Raw genomic sequence first — 17,840 nt, 5'->3', positions numbered from 1 at the left:
TCACACCGCAGCCTCGCTTGTCAGATCGTTTCTTTCAGCGGAACGGCAAATTCGGTACAGCATCGCGAAGCAGACGAAGGAGACGTGTAATGTCCGATCAACTCCTCCAGGCCGTGCAGGCCGGGGTGCAGTTCGTCGACCTGGGTAGACAGTTGCGGGTGGGTATGCCGCAGTCGCCCAATCACCCGCAGTTCTGGCACACTTTGCCCAGACGGCACGGTGACATGACGCGGTCGGACGGTGGCAGCGCGGCGAACGACATGATCACCACCGGAACGCACGTCGGCACCCACATCGACGCTCTGGCCCACGTGTCGCACGACGGCAAGCTGCACGGTGGCGCCGACGCGGGGCAGTCCTGCCTGGGTGGCAAGTACGTCGAACACGGTGTGCACACCATCTCGCCGATGATTCGGCGCGGTGTACTGCTGGACATCCCCGGGCTCCTCGGCGTCGAACGATGCGACGGCGGATACGAGATCACCGTCGCCGATCTCGACGCGGCATGCGAGGCCGAAGGTGTCGAGATCGCCGAGGGCGACGTCGTACTGATCCGCAGCGGATGGGGCCAGTTGTTCTCCGAAGGGCAGGCGTATGTCGGCGGACCCTCGGGCGTTCCCGGCGTCGGCGAGGCGGGCGCACAATGGCTGTCGCAGAAGAAGGTGCATGCAGCCGGCGCGGACACCATCGCGTTCGAACGATTGGCGCCCGGTGGGGGGCACGCACTTCTACCCGCTCATCGAGTCCTGTTGGTGGAGAGCGGGATCTACATCATCGAAGCACTCGACCTCGAGGAACTGGCAGCGCAGAAGATGTACGAGTTCACCTTTCTGCTCGTTCCGTTGAACATCTTCGGCGCCACCGGGTCGCCCGTTCGCCCTTTGGCGGTGAAGTCGGCATGACGGAACCGACACTGGCGCAGCATCTTGCACGCTTTGCAGTCGATACGACGTTCGACACGTTGCCGGCCGACGTCGTCGCGAGTGTCGGAATGCGTATCCTCGACACACTCGGAATCGCGATCGCTGCAACCGAACTCGACACCAGCCGCGCTGCGATCGCGTGGGCTGCCGAGCAAGGAGGTGCGGCGACCGCGTATGCGGTCGGTGTCGAAGAGGCGCTTCCAGCACCGTTGGCAGCGTTCGTCAACGGCGTGCTGGCGCACTCTCTCGATTTCGACGACACCCACCTTCCTTCGATTCTGCATCCGAGCGCGAGCGTCGTGCCCGCTGCGCTCGCGGCGGCGCAGCAGCATGGGGCAGATGGCAGGGCTCTGGTGCGCGGCATCGCCATCGGGCTCGAAGTCTGTGTCCGGTTGGGCATGGCCGGCTTCGACCCGGAGACGAAGAATTCGGTCTTCTTCGAACACGGCCAGCATGCGACGTCGATCTGCGGGGCGATGGGAGGAGCCGTCGCGGCCGCGGTGATCGGTGGCGCATCGGAAGGTCGAATTGTCGATGCACTCGGTGTCACTGCGTCGATGGCATCGGGAATCATCGAAGCGAACCGTACGGGCGGCACGGTGAAACGACTGCACTGCGGCTGGGCGGCACACTCCGCAGTGTCGGCGGCCGGACTTGCGCGGCATGGCATCACAGGCCCTCCGACCGTCCTCGAGGGCCGGTTCGGGTTCTACCAGGCTTGGCTCCACGACGCTCCCCGCTCGTCCGAGATCGTCGACGGTTTGGGCGCGCAGTGGGCTGTGCCAGGTATCTTCTTCAAGCCCTACCCGGCAAACCATTTCACGCATGCCGCAGTGGACGCGGGTGCGGCGCTCCGTGAACGCGGTATCACTGCTGACGACATCGACAAACTGGTGCTCGGTGTTCCTGCCGCCAATCTGCGGACGATCGGCGAACCCATCGAGGTCAAGCGAGCTCCGGAAACCGGCTACATGGCGCAGTTCAGCGGACCGTACGCGGTGGCGGTCGGACTGTTCGGCGGTGGTGGTCTCGGTGCGGCGTTGGAAGACTATTCCGACGACTTGGCCCGGTCGACGGACCGTCGAGCGCTGATGGCCAAGGTGGACGTCGTTCCCGACGAGCAGTGCGACGCGATCTTCCCACATCAGTTCCCGGCGGTACTCACGGCAACGTTGACCGATGGGTCGACTGTTGTGGAGGAGGTACTCACGACGCGCGGGGGACCGGAACGTCCGTTGTCCTTCGACGAAGTGTCGGCCAAGTTCAGAGCCAACGCGGGCGCGTTGCTCACCGACGATCGAGTCGACGAGTTGGCCGAACGATGCCACGCAGTAGCCACTCTGAGCGACGTCGGGGACCTGCTGGCTCCTCTGACGAAGCTTCGCTAGAGCCGAGTGCCGGTGATGTGAACGACGGGTTCGTTCACATCACCGGCGGGCCTATACGCGGGCCAGGATCTCCCTGGCCCCGCGCACGACAGCTTCGTCGACGAATCGGCCGTTGTCGTCCACTGTGGGTCCGCCGTCTGCGAGGCGATACAGCTCGAGCAGGCGATGGGCGCGGGTGACATCCTCGTTGGATGGGGTAAGGGCGTCGTTGATGATCGGAATCTGCCTGGGGTGCAGCGCAGTACGGCCACGGAACCCCATCTCCACGAAACGGGTAGTCGTAGCGGCGAATCCATCGAGATCGCGGAAATCCGTCGAGGTCGGCGCGATCGGTGCAGCCAGACCGGCAGCGGCGCAGTCGATCACGACCTGTAGTCGCAGTGCATCGATCACGCCGGTCGTGTCGGCGGTCCGGGTGATCCGGAGATCCGCAAGCAGATCGACCTCGCCTATGCCGAAGGTCCGAACCCGTTGGAACTTCGCCATTCCATCGATGGAGCGCAGCGATGCGGCTGTCTCGATGAGTCCGATCAGTCCGAGCGGGCGCAATCCGCGGGCCGTCTCGAGTTCGTCGAGCACCGTTTCGGCCCGGGCGAGAGCGTCGACGGAACATTTCGCGATCACGACGCCGTCGACAGCTGCGCTCGCCGCGACTTCCAGGTCCTGGTCGAGAAACTCCGGAGTGACACGAACCCATACCTCGGCGCGCGTGGCGATGCGTTTGTCGAGCCAGGCGCGCACATCGCGGCGAGCTGCGTCCTTGAGGGCGAGGGGAACCGCGTCCTCGAGATCGACGATGATCGCGTCTGCGTCACCGCCGGCCGCTTTGTCGAAGAGTTCGGGCTTCACCGCGGGTACATAAAGAAAAGAACGGGGAACGGGATCGGTCATCGGGCAGTCCGCGATTCGAGCATCTGGGTGATCTGTTGCGCTGCGGCGATCACCAAACGTGCATGGGCAGTGTGTTCCTCGTCGGCAGACGCCGAGTAGCGAAATGCGGGGCCCGACGAGCTCACCGACCCCAGTACGTGCGCGGCCCCGTCGAAGAACGGCGCGGCTATGGATGCGGCACCGGTCTTTCGTTCGTTGATCGAGGTCGCGTATCCGTCGTCACGAATGCGTGCGAGACGCGCATGGAAAGCCTCCACGTCGATTTCATGTGTGGCGCCCCGCAATTCCCGCACGGCATCCACGGCGAAATGTTCCGGCAGAAAAGCGAGGATCGCCAGACTCGACGCCCCCGAATGCAAAGGGAATTGGGGACCGATCTCGATCACCATCTTCACTTCCTGCGGACTCTCGTACTGGTCGAGATAAACGCGGCGATGGCCGACGAGGGCGGACAGCGTTGCAGTCTCACGCGTCTCCGCTCGCAGTTTCCGCAGGACCGGCGCGGCGATCGATCGAACGTCGAGTTGGCTCCAGGCTTTCGTGCCCAGTCCGATCGCTGCGGGCCCGAGCGAATACGTCGATTCGCCCGCCATCGGTTGCACGATCGACCGTGACGCCAGGGACTGCAGTATCCGGTGCACAACGGCTTTGCTGAGCTGCAGGCGGCGGGCTATCTCGGTGACTCCGAGTGCGCGTTCGGACTGCGCGAACGCAAGAAGAACGTCTGCGACGCGATCTGCCGATTCGGTGCCCGTCGACGTCTCGACCGGGGGTCTCGATTTGGGCGGCGTGACCATATGGGTCATCCTTCCTGATGTGGGCGGGACTTCGTAGTCGACCGTCTCGAGATGACCATACCGTTCCGCTGGGCGAACCATCTGGTTTACAAGAAAGTCACGAAACGACCTGTTGCATCCACGTGTCCCGTGTCATACTCGTCGTCAGAAGGAATGTTCTTCATTCAACTGGTGCGCTCAGCGGAACGCTAAGAGCGTCGAAAGAATGATTCGACTCGGTGCCAAGTGGGCGCGAAAGGCAGACTCGACAATGAAGAAGCTCGTAGGCGTGCTGACGGCCGCCGTGGTGATGAGCGCGGCAGCATGCGGCTCGTCCTCCGGTGGCGACGACTCGGGGGCGATCAAGATCGGTTCGGTGCACCCCACTACCGGTGCGCTCGCCGGTGTCGGTGGATTGATGAACGACGGTGCCGCTCTTGCCGTTGCCGACATCAATGCTGCGGGCGGCATCGCAGCGCTCGACGGTCGACAGCTCGAGTTGGTATCGGGCGACAGTCAGGGCAAGGCCGAGGTCGGTCAGAGCGAGGCGCAGCGTCTCATCGACGACGGTGCAGTCGCATTGATCGGGACGTATCAGAGCGACGTCACGCAGAACGTCGCGTCGGTGGCCGAGCGGTCTCGCGTGCCATTCGTCATCGACGTCGCTGTCGACGACAAGATTCTCGATCAGGGATACCAGTACACCTTCCGTATCCAGCCGAACGCGTCGAGCATGGGGACGGACGGCGCACGGGCGTTGGCTGCCATCGAGGAACAGACCGGTCAGCCCATCGACAAGGTGTCCTATCTCCACATCGAAGGGTCGTTCGGAGACAGCGTCTTCAACGCGTTCGAGGCCGAGGCGGCCAGCCAAGGCATCTCGTCGGTGCAGGAAATCACCTATCCGGCAACGAATTTCTCCGATGCGACCACCCAGGTGCGCGAAGCTGCCGTGAGCAACCCCGACGTCATCGTCGCAACCGGCTACTACCCGGATTCGCTGCTGATCGCGCGCGCAGTCGACCAGCTCGGTCTGAATGTCAAAGGCCTGTACGGAATTGCGAACGGCGGATTCGACGACAGTTCGTTCCCGGCAGACGCAGGAGCAGCGGGACAAGGCGTGCTGAGCGCCAACTACCACTACGACGCGACGAGTGAGCGCACCAACGACATCCGTGCCCGCTTCGAGCAGCAGTTCGGCCGCCCGATGGAAACGGCGGCAATGTTGTCCTACCAGGCAGTCGAGGTCATCGCGGAAGGCCTGAACAGCGGCGCCGACAGCGATCCGGAAGCTCTGCGCGAAGCCATTGCCGGAGTGTCGATCGACGATCCGCTGTTGGCGTTCGCCGGTCCCATCGAGTTCGACGAGACCGGGCAGAACAAGAACGCGACCGTCATCGTGACCCAGGTTCGCGATGGCTCGGTTCTACAGGTGTTCCCCGAGGAATTCGCCACCGACGCACTCCAGTTCCCAGCCGGAGCCGGACAGTGACCGCTGCGTCCCAGGCGGTGTCGACGACGAAAGGCCTCCGTGGCATCTCGGGACGTAGTCCGGGGGTTGCGGTAGCAGGCGCGATTGTCGTCATCATGGCCGTCATCTACTCGGTCGGCGGTAAGGACCAAGGACTGGTCACCCAATCCGTCGTCTCAGGGCTGCTGTTGGGTGGCGTGTACGCCCTGATCTCGGTCGGTCTGACTCTGATCTTCGGGGTGCTCGGAATCGTCAATTTCGCTCAAGGCGCCATGTTGACCATGGCCATGTACGTCGTCTATGCGCTGTCGACCGCAGGATTGCCCGTCTATCTCGCAACGATCATCGCGGTACCTCTGATGTTCGTGTTCGGCATGATCGTTCAGGCGGCATTGCTGACCAAGCTCACCGTCAGCGGAAGCCACGACGGTCCGCTGCTCGTCACCCTCGGCTTGTCGTTGCTCATCATCAACGTCCTGCTGATGATCTTCGGCGGCCGGCCGCAGTCGGTCCAGGCGCCGGTCGACGGTTCGCTGTCCGTTCTGGGCGCTGTCGCGTCGTGGCCCCGCGTGATCGCATTCGTCGGCGCCGCTCTCGTCGCGTTCGCGTTGACTGCCGTGCTGAGGCGCACGCCGCTCGGCTTGTCGATTCGTGCAGTGGCGTCGAATTCGGAGGGTGCGAAGCTCGTCGGAGTCGACATCGGACGCGTCTACGCGCTCACGTTCGGTATCGGTGCGGCGTGCGTGGCGGTGGCCGGGGGACTGATGACCCCGTTCACCAGCCTCACGCCCTCCGTGGGTGAGCAATTCACGATTCTGGCGTTCGTCATCGTCGTTCTCGGTGGCCTCGGAAGCGTCGTCGGCGCGGTGGTCGGTGGTCTGGTGATCGGCCTCGTGCAGACGGTCGGCGCGCTGTACCTACCCGGCACCGGCTCGCTCATTCTGGTGTTCGCGGTGTTCATTCTCGTTCTGTTTCTCAAGCCCGAAGGACTGTACGGAGCTCGCCGATGACCGCAACCGTGACAGCATCGACACCGGTGCGCGAGGATTCGAGACTGAAGGACACATGGCTACGCCGCCAACTGCTCACGCTGGCAGTGGTATTCGTTCTCGTTGCTTGTCTTCCTCTTGCGCTGGGTGAACAGGCGCAGACAGTCGCTGTACGCACGCTGATTTTCGCCATCATGGCGGTCGCGTGGAACATCATGAGTGGTTTCGGCGGCATGTTCAGCTTCGGTCACGCGGCGTTCTTCGGAATCGGCGCGTACACCGGCGCGTACCTTCTCGTCGATCACGGCATCTCGCCGTGGATTTCCATGGTGTTGGCGGCGATCATCGCAGCGACCGTCGGCACACTGTTGGCCTACCTGTGCCTCCGATATCGGCTCGCTGGATCGTATTTCGCGTTGGCGACCTTCGCTTTCGCGCAGATGTTCTTGCTCCTGGTGCAGAATTTGGAGGTCTTTCACAAGACCGAGGGCTTCAACGTGCCTATCCTGCCGCGTGATTCGTGGTGGATGCTGCAGTTCGAGAAAGGCAGCCCCAATTACATCTGGATTCCGCTCGTGATCCTGACCCTGGCGGTGCTCGGAACGATCTTCTACGTGCGTTCTCGGCCTGGACAATTCGTCCAGGCGGTGCGTGACGACGCAACAGCTGCAGCATCTCTGGGCATCGACACCATGAAGTACCGGTTGATCGCAGTGGCCGCGAGTTGTGCACTCACGGCTGTGGCCGGCGTGTATTACACCCAGTACTACTTCTTCGTCGGGCCGGAGCAGGCGTTCGGTTCGGCAGTGTCGGTCGAGGCCATCGTCCCGGCCGTCATCGGCGGAATCGGAACCATATGGGGCCCCGTCCTCGGCGCCGCGGTCATCGGGCCGTTGTCCGAGGTGATCAACGATTTCATGCGAAACCCACCTGCCTTTCTCGACTTCCTCGGGGGCACGATCGGTCTCGACGTCGCGACCTACTCGATCATCCTGATTCTCATCGTCATTTTCCTTCCCAAGGGGATCTTCGGCACGATCCGTGAGAGGTGGTTCCGGTGAGCCTGTTGAGCATCGAGGGACTGAGCAAATCGTTCTCGGGTATTCACGCGGTGCGTGATGTGACGCTCGACGTGGCCGAACACGAATTTCTCGGAATCATCGGACCGAACGGCGCGGGCAAGACGACACTGTTCTCGTTGCTGTCCGGCGAGCAGCCTCCCACGGAGGGGCGCGTGATCTTCGACGGCACCGACATCACGGGGTGGTCCGCCGACAAGATCGCGCGTCATGGCCTCGTGCGTACCTTTCAGCTGATGCGTCCGTTCGAGTCGATGTCGGTGCTCGAGAACGTCACCATCGCGGCGCTCACCAAACGTCGCTCGCGGAAGGACGCTCGCGCGCACGCACTGGAGGTGCTCGACCGCGTTCAGCTGTCGGATCAGGTGGGCGGCAAGGTGTCGACGATGTCGACAGCAGGCCTCAAACGTCTGGAACTCGCGCGCGCATTGGCGATGGAGCCGCGTGTCGTTCTGCTCGACGAGGTGCTCGCGGGACTTGTTCCCGCAGAACGCGCACCGATGATCGACCTGTTGCGAACCCTGCACGGTCAAGGGCAGACAGTTCTGTTCGTCGAGCACATCATGGCGGCAGTGATGGCGCTGTCCGAACGATTGGTCGTCATGCACGAAGGCGCGGTGCTCCTGTCCGGGGAACCGCGGACGGTCATCGAGGACAGTCGTGTCATCGAGGCCTATCTCGGCGAGGAGGCACCCGCATGATGTTGGAGATCGACGACCTGCACGCCGGCTATCGACGGCTCGAGATCCTGCACGGACTGACGATGTCCATCGCACGCAACGAAATCGTCTCGTTGATCGGCGCGAACGGCGCTGGCAAGACGACGACACTGCGTGCGCTGTCCGGGCTGGTCTCGCCCAGTGGTGGACGAATCCTGTTGGACGGTAATCCGATTCAAGGAATGCGTGCGGACCGCATCGTCCGGGAAGGTTTGGTGCACGTCGCGCAGGACCGCGCGCTGTTCGGCAGCCTCCCCGTGTTCGAGAATCTCGAGATGGGTGCCTACACGCAGAAGCGCAGCTCCGTGAAGGAATCCTTGGACCAGGTGTTCGATCTGTTTCCGATTCTCGCGGAGCGACGGGGGCAGCGGGCGGACACGATGTCGGGCGGGCAGCAGCAGATGCTCGCGATCGGACGAGCGATGATGGCGCGGCCGCGCGTGCTCACCCTCGACGAACCGTCCGTCGGGCTTGCACCCAAACTGGCGGCGCAGGTCCTCGAGGCCATCGTGCGCATCCGTGACACCGGCGTCACCGTTCTGATCGTGGAACAGAACGCGGCTCAGGCTCTCGAAATCTCCGACCGCGCCTACGTCATCGAAAGCGGTTCCATCGTGCTGACCGGCAGCGGGACCGAGCTTGCCCACGACGACCGCGTCAAAGCGGCTTATCTCGGTATTTAGGAGTTCTGTACATGCACCTTCTGGCTTTCACGCCTATCGACGTCGACGCAGCCGAACTGCGTCGCCGTCAGGAACGGTACGACCACTTGGCGCCGACGTCGGTCACCGTCGAGCTGCGCAACATCGGTTCGGTCGCACCGTCGGCGCTGAACACCGAAGCCGACATCAGGGCGTCGGAAGACGTTCTGACAGAGGCGTTCCGCGCAGTCGATCCGACGGGATTCGACGGGTTCCTTCCCGACTGCGTTCTCGATCCGTGTGCCGAGCAAGCGGAGGACTTCGCTGTGCCGCTCTACGGCTTGTCGCGTCTGACCGCCTCGTTCTACGCGTCTCAGGGACAGCGCCTCGGTGCGCTGGCCCGAAACGCGGCGATCGCCGCCGAGCTCGACCGGCGACTGGCGTTCTACCGCCTGGACGCGGATCCGACCCACGTACTCGGCTTGGACGTCCACGACATCGCGGATACGGCCGCGTGGGGTGACGCGGTCATCGCGCACGCACGTGGGCTGACCTGCTCGGTGGCGATCAACGCGTGTTCGGCCGTCGAACTCGTCGACCCTCCGCGGCAGCCGCTCGTCGTGGACCCGACGGCGACTGCATTGCGTCTTCTGGGGCTGAGCTCGGAACTCGAGTCGGTCGCATGAGCGAGAACGGACCCGACCTCGTCGTGGCCGGTGCCGGCGGCGGTCTGGTCGCCGCTCTGCGCGCGGCCGAGCGTGGCTTGGATGTTCTCGTCGTCGAAGCGAGCGAACACTTCAAGCGCGGCAACAACACTGCGATGTCGACGGCGATGATCCCGGGTGCAGGCTCGCGTTGGCAACGCGATGCGGGAATCGGCGACACGCCGCAGAATTTCGTCGACGACGTGATGCGGAAGACGAAGGGCACCGCCGACGAGCGACTGACTGCAGCACTGGCCGACGTCAGCGCCCCCTTGGTCGAGTGGCTCGCCGACCATCTACGCATTCCGCTCGAGCTGGTCACCGACTTCGCCTATCCAGGACATTCGAGCTTCCGATGCCACACGGTGGAGGGGAGGCACGGCAGCATTCTGCTCGATTACCTCGTCCGTGCAGCGAACGCCGAGCCGCGCATCGACATACTCGTGCCTGCGCGGCTCACGGACATTTCCATCGACGTCGACGGCGCGGTGAACGGAGCCACCGTGACCCTTCCCGACGGCACGACGGAATCGATTCCTACGCGAGCAGTTCTGTTGGCCACCAACGGATACGGCGCGAACACCGACATGGTGTCCGAGCACATTCCGGAAATCTCGGCGGCTCGGTACCACGGCAGTGAGTACTCGGCCGGTGATGCGCTGACCATCGGTGCACGCCTCGGCGCGAAATCGAAGTACCTCGACGCCTACCAGGGACATGCGGCGTTGTCGAAGAAGGCGACGACGCTCGTCGGGTGGGCAACCGTGATGCACGGCGGTATCGTTCTCGATCTCGACGGGCGCCGCTTCGGCGACGAAACCACGGGCTACTCCGAGTATGCGGCTCGTCTCGCAGCGCAACGTGAATCCGAGGGCTGGATCGTCATCGACCGCCCCATCTACGACAAGTGTCTGGCGTTCACCGACTTTCGTCAGACCGTGGAGTCCGGCGCGGCGACGTGGGCCGACAGCTCGGCCGAACTCGCCGACGCAACCGGCTTGCCGCGCGATGCCGTCGAACAGGAACTGGCGGCGGTGCGGGGGTACGCGCGCGGAGAAGGGCGGGATCCGTTCGGGCGCACATCGTTCGAGAACGTCCTGGGTGCGCCGTACGCAGCCATCAAGATCGTGCCTGCGCTGTTCCATACGCAAGGTGGGCTCGTCGTCGACGAACACGCACGAGTGCTGCGTGCCGACGACCGGCCGATCGACGGTCTGTTCGCGTCCGGTGGCGCGGCGATCGGCATCTCAGGCCACGGAGCAGCCGGGTACCTGGCGGGCAACGGACTGCTCCCGGCGCTCGGACTTGCCTACCTCGCGGCTAGTTTCATCTGATTTTCTCCCATTTCGAAAGGATCTCTCGATGTCCACGTTGATCACCAATGCACGCGTCGTACGCCCGGGCGCGGATGCTCCCGAGGACGGCGAATTCCTCGATCTGCTGATCGAAGACGGCAAGTTCACCCGAATCGAAGCGAACCTTCCGGCCGACGCAGCCGACACCGTCATCGATGCGGCGGGGAAGGTGGCATTCCCCGGTGTCGTGGACGCGCACCAGCACTGGGGCATCTACAACTCCCTCGGTGACGATGCCGAAACCGAGTCACGCGCCTGCGTGCAGGGTGGCGTCACGACGTCGCTGTCCTACATGCGCACCGGTCAGTACTACATGAACACGGGTGGTTCCTACGCCGATGTGTTCCCGACGGTACTCGAGGCAACCGAGGGCAGGCCCTACGTCGACTACGCGTACCACCTTGCGCCCATGTCCAAGGAACACATCACCGAAATCCCCTCGCTCATCACCGATCACGGTGTGACGTCGTTCAAGATCTTCATGTTCTACGGCAGCCACGGGCTGCACGGGCGTTCGAGCGACCAGAGCGAATTCCTCATGACGCCGGAAGGGGAGCGCTACGACCTGGCGCACTTCGAGTTCGTCATGCGTGGCATCCAGGCCGCCCGGGAACAGCTGGGCGACAAAGCAGATCACATCTCGCTGTCCCTGCACTGCGAGACGGCCGAGATCATGAGTGCATACACGAAGATCGTCGAAGAAGAAGGCACCCTGCAGGGTCTGGCCGCCTACAGTGCGTCACGTCCGCCGCACTCGGAGGGACTCGCGGTCACGATCGCGTCCTTCCTCGCCGACGAGACCCAGCTTCCCAACATCAATCTGCTGCACCTGTCGTCGCGCAAGGCTTTGACTGCCGCGATGAGGATGGCAAAGGCGTTCCCGCACGTGAACTTCCGTCGTGAGGTCACGATCGGACACCTTCTGGCCGACATCGACACCGCGTACGGACTCGGTGGAAAGGTCAACCCGCCGCTGCGCCCACGCGAGGACGTCGAGGCGTTGTGGGCGCACCTCATCGCAGGCGACATCGACTGGGTCGTCAGTGACCACGCGTGCTGCAAGGACGAGAAGAAGTTCGCCGAGGATCGTGGAGACATCTTCGCCGCGAAGTCAGGATTCGGCGGCGCCGAATACCTGCTGCCCGGCCTGGTCAGCGAGGGCCGCAAACGAGGCTTGAGCTGGCGACGCATCGCGGAGTTGACGTCGCTCAACCCTGCGTCGCGCTACGGACTTCCTGGCAAGGGCGACATCGCGATCGGTATGGATGCGGACATCGCGCTCGTCGACCCCGACCACACCTGGACCGTGCGTCCCGAAGACTCGGAATCGACGCAGGAGTACACGCCGTTCGAGGGCTTCGAACTGGGAGCCAAGGTCACCGACACATTCGTCCGCGGACAGCGCGTCCTCGCCGACGGTGCCGTGTCCGGTGCGCCCGCCGGCCGCTACCTGCACCGTCCGTACAAGTGACCGGGCCGCTCGAGGGCATCAAGGTCCTCGACATCTCGACGATCCTCGCCGGTCCGCTCGTCGCTCAGATCCTCGGTGACTTCGGTGCCGACGTCATCAAGATCGAACATCCGACCCGGCCCGACGGTATGCGTGGGCACGGGTTGGACAAGGACGGGCATCCGCTCTGGTGGACGATGATCAGTCGCAACAAGCGGACGATGACGTTGAACCTCGGAAGCGAGCAAGGCGCCGAGATCTTCGAATCGCTCGCAGCCGAGGCGGACGTCGTCGTCGAGAACTTCCGGCCGGGAACGCTCGAGCGTTGGGGACTCGGCTACGACGTGCTCTCCGAGAAGAATCCCGGTCTGATCCTGTTGCGCGTCACAGGTTTCGGGCAAACCGGCCCGTACTCGACGCGGCCGGCCTTCGGGACCCTTGTCGAATCGATGAGCGGATTCGCGCATCTGACCGGGGCCGCGGACGGCCCACCGACGTTGCCTGCCTTCGGTCTGGCGGACTCGCTGGCGGGCATCGCCGGTTCGTCGGCGGTCTCGATGGCACTCCTGCATCGGACGAACAACGGCGGTAAGGGACAGGTCATCGACCTGGATCTGCTGAGCCCCATCATGGCTGCAGTGGGACCGGGCATCATCTATGCGGACCAGTTGGGAATCGATCAGGAGCGAACGGGTAACCGTTCGAGCAACAATGCACCGAGGAACTTGTACAAGACGTCCGACGGCCATTGGTTGGCGATATCCACGAGCGCCAACTCGATTGCCGAGCGTGTGCTGACGTTGGTGGGTCATGCCGAGGTGATCGACGAACCGTGGTTCGCGACGGGCCGTCAGCGTGCGGCTCACGCCGATCTGCTCGACGAGTACGTGGGCGGGTGGATCGGAGAGCGCACGCGCGAGGAAGTGGTGGCGGAGTTCGAGAAGGCGGGCGCAGCCGTCGCTCCCGTCTACAGGCCGAGCGAATTGCTCGACGATCCACAGGTCAACGCGATCGGGATGGTGACCACCGTCGAGGACCGCGAACTCGGCCCGGTCCGAATGCAGAACGTGATGTGGCGGATGGGCGGTTCGCCCGGAAGTATCCGGCACACCGGGCGCGCCCACGGGGAGGACACCGACGCGGTGCTCGCCGAATTGGGTTGTGACGCCGACTCGATCGAGGAGTTGCACAAGTCCGGCGTCGTCTAGAGCGGCTCCGCCGCTCGTGCGCGGGAATGTATAGCCCGCTATACATTCCCGCGCACGAGGGCGGAGCCCCTTCGTCGGTGAACATCTGCTGTTGCCATACTGAACCTTCGGGGTCCCGCGGCTCGAGCGAGGGGTCGCAGGGAACGAAAGCGCAGTAGAGGAGCGGAACGAATGTCGACACTGTCGTATGTCATCGCAGGCTCGGAGGCGACCGGAGGAGCAGGTCTGCAGGCAGACCTCAAGACCTTCGAGCGCCTCGGGGTCTACGGTGTCGGAACCGTCACCTGCATCGTGTCGTTCGACCCGAAAGCCGGCTGGGGCCACCGGTTCGTTCCGATCGACGGCTCGGTCATCGCCGACCAGATCGAGGCCGCGACGTCGGCTCACGACCTCGACGTCGTGAAGATCGGCATGCTCGGCACGCCCGAGACCGTGGCGACCGTCGCGAATTCGTTGAAGAAGCAGAGCTGGCGTCACGTCGTCGTCGACCCTGTCCTGATCTGCAAGGGTCAGGAACCGGGCGCCGCACTCGACACGGACAACGCGCTGCGGGCCGAGATCCTGCCGCTGGCGACCGTGGTCACCCCGAACCTGTTCGAGGCGCAGACTCTCTCCGGCATGGACACGATCGAATCCGTCGACGACCTGGCCGAGGCGGCCCGTCGCATCGCCGATCTCGGCCCGCAGTACGTCGTCGTCAAGGGTGGCGCGGGACTGCCCGGCGACGAAGCCGTCGACGTGCTGTTCGACGGTCAGGACGTGACGGTGTTGCGCGCACCGAAAATCGGCAACGAACGAGTGTCCGGTGCAGGATGCATCTTCGCCGCGGCCATCACCGCCGAACTGTCGAAGGGCACACCCGTCGGCGACGCCGTGCAGACCGCCAAAGATTTCGCCCACGCCGGCATCGTCGGCCGTATCACGACGAATGCGCCGTTCGCCGCCGTCGGCTGGCAGGGCTGACCGCGGGCAGATCTATCGACGACCGCGTAGAGCTCGGTCGAGGGCGTGTAGGTGATCGATCATCGTCCCCGGGTCGTCGAGGGCGAGAAGGTCGCCGCCGTACGCATCCAGTGCGCGACGAGCCCGCTCGTGCACGGCACGCCCGGATCGTGTCGGCTCGACGACGAATTCGTCGCTGCGGTGTCCGCCGAGACTACGGGTGACGTGCCCTACGTCGACCAGACCGGCCACGATGCTGCGGACACTGGTGCGGTGCCGGTCCAGCGTGTGGGCGAGGGCCCGGTACGTCATCGGACCCTCGGTGCAGACGAGGTCGAGAACTTCGTATCCGGCCCAGCTGACGCGATGGCCTGCGAGGACCTCGTCGAGCCGCGTCCGCATGGTGTTCGCAACGCGGATGAGCGTCGCCGCGAGGTCGAGCGCGACGGTGCCTCGTGGGGGAGCCAGTTCGTGGCCGTGCACGTCAACTCCCGACGCTGTGGATCGGCCGGCGTGTGAGGCGCGGCAACCGGGTTCGTCGTCGTTCCGAGGGCGTCAGTCCACCCCAGATGCCGTGCTGTTCACCGTTCAGCATCGCGTGCCGCAGGCATTCCCTCGAGACGGGGCATCGACCACAGACACGCTTGGCATCCTCGATCGACGCCCCGCTGTACTCGTCACCCGACGGGAAGAACATCTCGCCGGCAGAACTCCGGCACGCGGCACTCTCGGACCACGACGTGAGGTCGTCGAAACCCGGGTACAGCGGTTGAACACTGGTCACGAGTGTCAGCTTAGATGGTCGGGCATCCTAGTAGTGGAAGTCCTAGTAGTTGTGAAGAACTTCACGCACCGGGGACGCGTGCGACGATGCGCCGTGCCTGCTGGATTACGGGCGCATCCACCATGAGGCCTTCGAACGTGAACACCCCGCGGTTGTCCTGAACCGCTGCGAGGAGTCGTGTCGCCCACTCGATGTCCTCGTCTGTCGGTGCGTAGGCTTCGCGGATCACCGGGACCTGGCTCGGGTGGATTGCCACCTTGCCGTCGAAACCGACCGCCACCGCATCGTCGGATTCCTCCCGAAGGCCGTCGAGGTTGGAAATGTCGAGAAAGACCGAATCCAGTGCGAAAAGCCCCCGTGCCTTGGCCGCAAGCAATGTCTGCGACCGGACATGCCGTGCGACGTCGCGGTAACCGCCACCGGCTAATCTGCTCGCATTGCCACCCAGCGCGGCGACCAGATCTTCCGCGCCCCACATCGCGCCGACGGCGTTCTGCGCTGTCAACGAATCGGCCACCGAGATCGCGCCGAGCGGGGACTCGACGAGAACGACGACCTCACGAGGCGCCAACGACGAGACCTGCTCCACCGCTTCGCACTTCGGCAGCATGACGACGCGATACTCGGTCTTGTCCAGGGCTTCGAGGTCTGCTGTCCAGTCTGCGGTTCCATGCGCATTGATCCGTACGACGGTGCGTTCGGGATCGAGGGGGGTGGACGTGAGTGCTTCCCGGGCAGCGTCTTTGTCCGCGGGTGCGACGGCGTCCTCGAGATCGAGAATCACGACGTCGGCCCGATCCGCAGCCTTGGAGTAGCGTTCGGGCCGGTCCGCGGGGCAGAACAACCATGCAGGTCCCGGCGGTGTCCACGTCACGACGCGTCCTCCTCGGGTCGCATACGTACCAACGTCTTTCGGACGGCAACCGCGACGATGTCGCCGTGCTGGTTCCGTCCGGTGTGCGTGAAGGTCACGATGCCCTCGCCCGGGCGTGACTTGGATTCTCGTTTGTCCGAGATCGATGTTTCCGCGTACAGGGTGTCGCCGTGGAACAGCGGCTTCGGGAACGACACTTCGGAGAAGCCGAGATTCGCCACGATGGTGCCCTGCGTCAGTTGTGCCACCGACAGGCCGACGAGTGTGGACACGGTGAACATCGAATTGACAAGTCGCTCACCGAAACTGGTCGTCTCGGCGTACGCGGCGTCGAGGTGGAGCGCCTGCGTGTTCATCGTCTGGGTGGTGAACAGCGTGTTGTCGGCTTCGGTGATCGTGCGCCCGGGGCGATGTTCGTAGACGGCCCCGAGTTCCATCTCCTCGAACCACAACCCGCGCTGGAGAATGCGCTTCTCGCTCACAGCCCGAGTCCCCGGGCGATGAGCATCAACTGCACTTCGGTGGTGCCCTCACCGATCTCGAGGATCTTGCTGTCGCGGTAGTGCCGCGCAACGGTGTACTCGTTCATGAATCCGTAGCCGCCGTGGATCTGCGTGGCGTCGCGAGCGTTGTCCATCGCTGCCTCGGACGCGACGAGCTTCGCGATCGATGCGGCCTTCTTGAACGGCTTGCCCGCCAACATCAATGCGGCCGCGTCGTAGTACGCCGTCCGCGCGGTGTGGGCACGCGCCTCCATGCGCGCGATCTTGAACGAGATCGCCTGATTGTTCGCGATCGGCTGCCCGAACGCCTCGCGCTCCTTCGCGTACTTGACGCTCTCGTCGACGCATCCCTGTGCCGCGCCGACCGACACCGCCGCGATCGCGATGCGACCCTCGTCGAGGATGTGCAGGAAGTTCGCGTACCCGCGCCCTTCCTCGCCGAGCAGGTTCTCCTGTGGGACGCGAACGTCGGTGAAGCTCAACGGGTGCGTGTCCGACGCGTTCCATCCGACCTTGTCGTACGCGGGCTCCGCGACGAAACCCGGAGTGTTCGTCGGGACCAGGATCGACGAGATCTGCTTGCGACCGGTTGCCTCGTCGACCCCGGTCACTGCCGTGACGGTGACCAACTCGGTGATGTCGGTACCGGAGTTGGTGATGAACTGCTTGCTGCCGTTGATGATCCAGTCACCGCCGTCACGCTTGGCCGTGGTCTTGGTGCCGCCGGCGTCGCTGCCTGCACCTGGTTCCGTGAGTCCGAACGCGGCGAGCGCCGTACCGCTGGTGAGTTTCGGCAGCCATTCCTGCTTCTGGGCGTCGTTGCCGAATCGGAACACCGGCATCGCACCGAGCGACACACCGGCTTCGAGCGTCATCGCGACGCTCTGGTCCACTTTGCCGAGTTCTTCGAGGGCGAGGCAGAGAGCGAAGTAGTCGCCGCCCATGCCGCCGTATTCTTCGGGGAACGGCAGTCCGAACAGCCCCATCTCCGCCATGCCCGCGACGACCTCGTACGGGAAGGAGTGCTCTGCATCGTGTTTCGCCGAGACCGGTGCGACGACGGTACGTGCGAAGTCGTTCACCGACTTCGCCAGTTGCTGGTACTCGTCGGGCAAATTCGCCGACGACAGGTAGTCGGTCATT

At 64.1% G+C, this 17,840-nt stretch carries 19 protein-coding genes; 12 read left to right on the top strand and 7 right to left on the bottom strand.

From position 1 onward, the window contains the following. Positions 1–89: 89 nt before the first annotated feature. Both HQ354_RS05445 and HQ354_RS05440 read left to right on the top strand, forming a co-directional pair. Positions 90–902, top strand: coding sequence for a cyclase family protein (locus HQ354_RS05445; RefSeq protein WP_222634299.1), 813 nt, complete (start codon positions 90–92; stop codon positions 900–902). Beyond that, on the top strand, positions 899–2,311 hold the full coding sequence (locus HQ354_RS05440; protein WP_222634298.1) for an MmgE/PrpD family protein: 1,413 nt from the start codon (positions 899–901) through the stop codon (positions 2,309–2,311). Before HQ354_RS05445 ends, HQ354_RS05440 begins: the two co-directional genes overlap by 4 nt. Positions 2,312–2,362: 51 nt before the next feature. On the opposite strand, the gene HQ354_RS05435 is transcribed toward HQ354_RS05440, so the two are convergent. Beyond that, entirely contained in the window at positions 2,363–3,202 is an 840-nt protein-coding gene (locus HQ354_RS05435; RefSeq protein ID WP_261768477.1) for a CoA ester lyase, read from the bottom strand. Continuing rightward, positions 3,199–3,999: an IclR family transcriptional regulator gene (locus HQ354_RS05430; protein WP_261768479.1), complete on the bottom strand. Its 801-nt coding sequence runs from the start codon at positions 3,997–3,999 to the stop codon at positions 3,199–3,201. The genes HQ354_RS05435 and HQ354_RS05430 overlap by 4 nt, the downstream gene beginning before the upstream one ends. 250 nt (positions 4,000–4,249) lie before the next feature. Here HQ354_RS05430 and HQ354_RS05425 point away from each other — a divergent pair, with 250 nt between their 5' ends. The 10 genes from HQ354_RS05425 (at position 4,250) to thiD (ending at position 14,557) form a co-directional block, all read left to right on the top strand. Beyond that, positions 4,250–5,470 (top strand): ABC transporter substrate-binding protein, encoded by a 1,221-nt coding sequence (locus tag HQ354_RS05425; RefSeq protein ID WP_222634295.1) that lies wholly within the window; start codon positions 4,250–4,252, stop codon positions 5,468–5,470. Beyond that, positions 5,467–6,459, top strand: coding sequence for a branched-chain amino acid ABC transporter permease (locus HQ354_RS05420; RefSeq protein ID WP_084424067.1), 993 nt, complete (start codon positions 5,467–5,469; stop codon positions 6,457–6,459). The genes HQ354_RS05425 and HQ354_RS05420 overlap by 4 nt, the downstream gene beginning before the upstream one ends. Then, positions 6,456–7,499, top strand: coding sequence for a branched-chain amino acid ABC transporter permease (locus tag HQ354_RS05415; RefSeq protein WP_222634294.1), 1,044 nt, complete (start codon positions 6,456–6,458; stop codon positions 7,497–7,499). The genes HQ354_RS05420 and HQ354_RS05415 overlap by 4 nt, the downstream gene beginning before the upstream one ends. Continuing rightward, on the top strand, positions 7,496–8,218 hold the full coding sequence (locus tag HQ354_RS05410; protein WP_222634293.1) for an ABC transporter ATP-binding protein: 723 nt from the start codon (positions 7,496–7,498) through the stop codon (positions 8,216–8,218). Before HQ354_RS05415 ends, HQ354_RS05410 begins: the two co-directional genes overlap by 4 nt. Beyond that, positions 8,215–8,919, top strand: coding sequence for an ABC transporter ATP-binding protein (locus tag HQ354_RS05405; RefSeq protein ID WP_207890766.1), 705 nt, complete (start codon positions 8,215–8,217; stop codon positions 8,917–8,919). Before HQ354_RS05410 ends, HQ354_RS05405 begins: the two co-directional genes overlap by 4 nt. An 11-nt stretch (positions 8,920–8,930) precedes the next feature. Next, complete coding sequence (locus HQ354_RS05400) at positions 8,931–9,563, top strand: hydantoin racemase (RefSeq protein WP_222634292.1); 633 nt, start codon at positions 8,931–8,933, stop codon at positions 9,561–9,563. Then, positions 9,560–10,915 carry an FAD-binding protein gene (locus HQ354_RS05395; RefSeq protein ID WP_222634291.1) on the top strand — a complete coding sequence of 452 codons (1,356 nt, stop codon included), beginning with the start codon at positions 9,560–9,562 and terminating at the stop codon, positions 10,913–10,915. The genes HQ354_RS05400 and HQ354_RS05395 overlap by 4 nt, the downstream gene beginning before the upstream one ends. 28 nt (positions 10,916–10,943) lie before the next feature. Beyond that, complete coding sequence (locus HQ354_RS05390) at positions 10,944–12,407, top strand: dihydroorotase family protein (RefSeq protein WP_222634290.1); 1,464 nt, start codon at positions 10,944–10,946, stop codon at positions 12,405–12,407. After that, positions 12,404–13,594, top strand: a complete 1,191-nt coding sequence (locus HQ354_RS05385) for a CaiB/BaiF CoA-transferase family protein (protein ID WP_222634289.1) — start codon at positions 12,404–12,406, stop codon at positions 13,592–13,594. Before HQ354_RS05390 ends, HQ354_RS05385 begins: the two co-directional genes overlap by 4 nt. 171 nt (positions 13,595–13,765) lie before the next feature. Further along, complete coding sequence (thiD, locus tag HQ354_RS05380; protein WP_222634288.1) at positions 13,766–14,557, top strand: bifunctional hydroxymethylpyrimidine kinase/phosphomethylpyrimidine kinase; 792 nt, start codon at positions 13,766–13,768, stop codon at positions 14,555–14,557. A gap of 12 nt (positions 14,558–14,569) precedes the next feature. Here thiD and HQ354_RS05375 read toward each other — a convergent pair whose 3' ends face one another. The 5 genes from HQ354_RS05375 to HQ354_RS05355 all read right to left on the bottom strand — a co-directional run bounded on the left by HQ354_RS05375 (position 14,570) and on the right by HQ354_RS05355 (position 17,839). Then, on the bottom strand, positions 14,570–15,019 hold the full coding sequence (locus HQ354_RS05375; RefSeq protein WP_222634287.1) for a MarR family winged helix-turn-helix transcriptional regulator: 450 nt from the start codon (positions 15,017–15,019) through the stop codon (positions 14,570–14,572). Between the two features lies 1 nt (position 15,020). Then, on the bottom strand, positions 15,021–15,320 hold the full coding sequence (locus HQ354_RS05370) for a WhiB family transcriptional regulator (RefSeq protein WP_308115116.1): 300 nt from the start codon (positions 15,318–15,320) through the stop codon (positions 15,021–15,023). A gap of 61 nt (positions 15,321–15,381) precedes the next feature. Then, positions 15,382–16,194 carry a CoA ester lyase gene (locus HQ354_RS05365; RefSeq protein ID WP_222634286.1) on the bottom strand — a complete coding sequence of 271 codons (813 nt, stop codon included), beginning with the start codon at positions 16,192–16,194 and terminating at the stop codon, positions 15,382–15,384. Further along, the gene (locus HQ354_RS05360; protein WP_374107300.1) at positions 16,191–16,676 is read right to left on the bottom strand and encodes a MaoC family dehydratase; all 486 of its coding nucleotides are present in this window, start codon (positions 16,674–16,676) and stop codon (positions 16,191–16,193) included. The genes HQ354_RS05365 and HQ354_RS05360 overlap by 4 nt, the downstream gene beginning before the upstream one ends. Then, positions 16,673–17,839, bottom strand: a complete 1,167-nt coding sequence (locus tag HQ354_RS05355) for an acyl-CoA dehydrogenase family protein (RefSeq protein WP_222634285.1) — start codon at positions 17,837–17,839, stop codon at positions 16,673–16,675. Before HQ354_RS05355 ends, HQ354_RS05360 begins: the two co-directional genes overlap by 4 nt. Between the last annotated feature and the right edge of the window lies 1 nt (position 17,840).

The organism is Rhodococcus sp. BP-261 (genome assembly GCF_019835205.1).
GTDB classification, from domain to species: domain Bacteria; phylum Actinomycetota; class Actinomycetes; order Mycobacteriales; family Mycobacteriaceae; genus Rhodococcoides; species Rhodococcoides kyotonensis_B.
Note: the sequence above shows the minus strand (reverse complement) of the source record. Positions and strands in the feature narration are given on the sequence as shown.

Bases quoted from the DNA above. Each gene is read 5' to 3' on its own strand.
- HQ354_RS05445 (WP_222634299.1), top strand. From the start codon at position 90: ATGTCCGATCAACTCCTCCAGGCCGTGCAGGCCGGGGTGCAGTTCGTC.
- HQ354_RS05440 (WP_222634298.1), top strand. From the start codon at position 899: ATGACGGAACCGACACTGGCGCAGCATCTTGCACGCTTTGCAGTCGAT.
- HQ354_RS05435 (WP_261768477.1), bottom strand. From the start codon at position 3,202: ATGACCGATCCCGTTCCCCGTTCTTTTCTTTATGTACCCGCGGTGAAG.
- HQ354_RS05430 (WP_261768479.1), bottom strand. From the start codon at position 3,999: ATGGTCACGCCGCCCAAATCGAGACCCCCGGTCGAGACGTCGACGGGC.
- HQ354_RS05425 (WP_222634295.1), top strand. From the start codon at position 4,250: ATGAAGAAGCTCGTAGGCGTGCTGACGGCCGCCGTGGTGATGAGCGCG.
- HQ354_RS05415 (WP_222634294.1), top strand. From the start codon at position 6,456: ATGACCGCAACCGTGACAGCATCGACACCGGTGCGCGAGGATTCGAGA.
- HQ354_RS05405 (WP_207890766.1), top strand. From the start codon at position 8,215: ATGATGTTGGAGATCGACGACCTGCACGCCGGCTATCGACGGCTCGAG.
- HQ354_RS05400 (WP_222634292.1), top strand. From the start codon at position 8,931: ATGCACCTTCTGGCTTTCACGCCTATCGACGTCGACGCAGCCGAACTG.
- HQ354_RS05395 (WP_222634291.1), top strand. From the start codon at position 9,560: ATGAGCGAGAACGGACCCGACCTCGTCGTGGCCGGTGCCGGCGGCGGT.
- HQ354_RS05390 (WP_222634290.1), top strand. From the start codon at position 10,944: ATGTCCACGTTGATCACCAATGCACGCGTCGTACGCCCGGGCGCGGAT.
- thiD (WP_222634288.1), top strand. From the start codon at position 13,766: ATGTCGACACTGTCGTATGTCATCGCAGGCTCGGAGGCGACCGGAGGA.
- HQ354_RS05355 (WP_222634285.1), bottom strand. From the start codon at position 17,839: ATGACCGACTACCTGTCGTCGGCGAATTTGCCCGACGAGTACCAGCAA.